The 2,153-nt window shown below is 46.7% G+C and carries 5 protein-coding genes; 4 read left to right on the top strand and 1 reads right to left on the bottom strand.

Annotated elements, in window-relative coordinates; genetic code table 11:
- Both ACESZP_RS17855 and ACESZP_RS17850 read left to right on the top strand, forming a co-directional pair.
- Positions 1 to 336 (top strand): TnpV protein (locus tag ACESZP_RS17855; protein ID WP_499709942.1); only part of this gene is annotated, 336 nt, incomplete at its 5' end.
- 16 nt (positions 337 to 352) lie between these two features.
- Positions 353 to 652, top strand: coding sequence for a hypothetical protein (locus ACESZP_RS17850; RefSeq protein WP_005933668.1), 300 nt, complete (start codon positions 353 to 355; stop codon positions 650 to 652).
- A 27-nt stretch (positions 653 to 679) separates the two neighbouring features.
- Here the strand turns inward: ACESZP_RS17850 and ACESZP_RS17845 are convergent, their stop codons facing one another.
- Positions 680 to 1,048, bottom strand: a complete 369-nt coding sequence (locus ACESZP_RS17845) for a helix-turn-helix transcriptional regulator (RefSeq protein WP_005933665.1) — start codon at positions 1,046 to 1,048, stop codon at positions 680 to 682.
- A gap of 144 nt (positions 1,049 to 1,192) precedes the next feature.
- Here ACESZP_RS17845 and ACESZP_RS17840 point away from each other — a divergent pair, with 144 nt between their 5' ends.
- Positions 1,193 to 1,381 (top strand): helix-turn-helix domain-containing protein, encoded by a 189-nt coding sequence (locus tag ACESZP_RS17840; protein ID WP_005933662.1) that lies wholly within the window; start codon positions 1,193 to 1,195, stop codon positions 1,379 to 1,381.
- Positions 1,374 to 2,066 (top strand): response regulator transcription factor, encoded by a 693-nt coding sequence (locus tag ACESZP_RS17835; RefSeq protein ID WP_007037412.1) that lies wholly within the window; start codon positions 1,374 to 1,376, stop codon positions 2,064 to 2,066. Before ACESZP_RS17840 ends, ACESZP_RS17835 begins: the two co-directional genes overlap by 8 nt.
- Positions 2,067 to 2,153 lie beyond the last annotated feature (87 nt).

The following is a 2,153-nucleotide window of genomic DNA, read 5'->3' as shown; positions in this document are numbered from 1 at the left end:
ATTCGTTGTGGAGATTATGATATACCCAACCTAAAACTTTCTGAACAGCCGGAAACTTCTATCGGCAAGTACGGCAGGATGCGAAAGTCCTACCTGAAGGAACACCGTCCTATTCTCTACAACCAACTGCTGATGAGCGAGAAACTGTATCCGCACCTGTTAGAGATTGATTGGACAGCGCAGGAGCGCGTGGACACCATGTTGCCTCACATGATGGAGGCTGCGGGTGTCACTGAGGAACTGAAAGCCTGTGATCCTATGCGCTGGGTAGGACTGATGAACACATTAACGGCACAGATTGAGGAAATTTTAATCAGGGAACTGATTTGCAGTTGAATGGGAGGTGTGGGAAATGCTGACCTTTGAAAAGGTTCTGGAAGTGTTTCAGGCATATCTGGATGATGATCCTCTGTATGAGGTGGTGCAGACCAGCCACGGTTATACATTGATGGCATGGGAACCTCACCGGAATGACTGGTACAGCGCCGAAATACAGAAAACTCCGGAGGATTTGCGAAACGCCTTGCTGGATACATACGCCAACTTTCTGGAAGATAAGATTACCGGAAATGACCGCGATCTGACTGTGACAGAAACCGGAGAAATCCAGCAGAGGTGCCGGGAACTTTGGGAAAAGTGCCGGGAAACTTGATATAGAAACGCCAGAAGGAGGCCGCGATTATGCGTCCTCCTTCTGCTTCGCAGTCTGTTCCATTTTGAGCGCCCCGTCTATGGCACCTTCGATAATCGGCAGGTATTCTTCAGGGCAAAGCTTCAGCTTGTGGCTGACTCGTTGCCGCTGTTCGCTTTCTTCCCGCATGATCTCCGGGTTAAAATACCGTTCCACGGGAAGTCCGCAGACCTTAATCAACTGGATCATCACAGGCAGGCTCGGAATCGCACCTTGATTCTCAATGTTGGCAAGATACCGCCATTCAATCCCAACCATTTCTGCCAATGTTTTTCGTGCCAGACGCTTTGCCTCTCGTGCGGCTTTGACATCTGCGCCGAAGGTTTCAAAACCGGGACAATCTTCAACTTTCGCCATATAACATCACCCAGTTACATTGTATAATTCATACTTTGCCTGTGGAATGTTGCTATATGCAGGTTGGTTGAAGTTTATAATTCACATTCCGTTTCTTGCATTGTTCGAGAAAGAGAACTATAATGTACTCTGTGGAGGTGCGAAATGGACTATATGACATTGAAAGAGGCCGCCGAGAAATGGGGCGTGACACCTCGTAGGGTAAATTATTATTGTGCCGGTGGGCGTATCCCCGGCGCTGTGAAAATGGCCGGTGTTTGGCTGCTCCCTAAAACTGCGGAGAAGCCGCTTGATGGCCGGACAAAACAAGGAAAGGAACTACGCCATGAATAAAATTTTGATTATAGATGATGACAGAGAACTGTGCGCTTTGATTAAACGCAGCGTACAATCGGAACATATAGAAGCCGATTTTTGTAATACCGGAAAAGAGGGCTTGCAGAAATTAAAAGAGCAGGAGTATCAGCTTGTGGTGCTGGATGTGATGATGCCCGGTATGGATGGCTTTGAAACGCTGGAAGAAATCCGCAAAGAGAACAGCCTGCCGATTTTGATGTTTACATCCAAAAATGACAGCATTTCTAAAGTGCGGGGCTTACGGGCCGGGGCGGACGATTATCTGACAAAACCGTTTGATATGGACGAACTGATTGCCCGTATTGCGTCCCTCATTCGCCGCTACACCCGCTTTAATCATCAAGCCGGAGCTGTGCAAAAACTGGATTTTGATGGATTGCAAATTGACCTTGAAAATCGTTCTGTTACGACGGAAAATGGCACTTTTGAACTTCCACCAAAGGAATTTGATCTGCTCCTGTACTGCGCAAAGCATCAAGGAAAAATTTTGACAAAACAGCAGATTTATGAGGAAGTTTGGGGCGAAGAATATTTCTATGATGACAGTAACATTATGGCGATTATCAGCCGGCTTCGTAAAAAATTAGAAGTCAATCCTTCAAGCCCAAAGTATATCCAAACGGTCAAAGGGATTGGCTACCGCTTTAATAAGGAGGTATAGCCAATATGGAAATCATCGTTTTCTTGTCCATTGTGATTGCTGTTGTGGCTGTGCTGACTTCCATCGTTCTCGTTCGGCGCGTAAAAA

The organism is Candidatus Dorea massiliensis AP6 (assembly GCF_964245105.1).
GTDB classification, from domain to species: domain Bacteria; phylum Bacillota; class Clostridia; order Lachnospirales; family Lachnospiraceae; genus Laedolimicola; species Laedolimicola intestinihominis.
The sequence above is the reverse complement of the archived record's forward strand: the minus strand, read 5'-3'. Positions and strand labels throughout refer to the sequence as shown.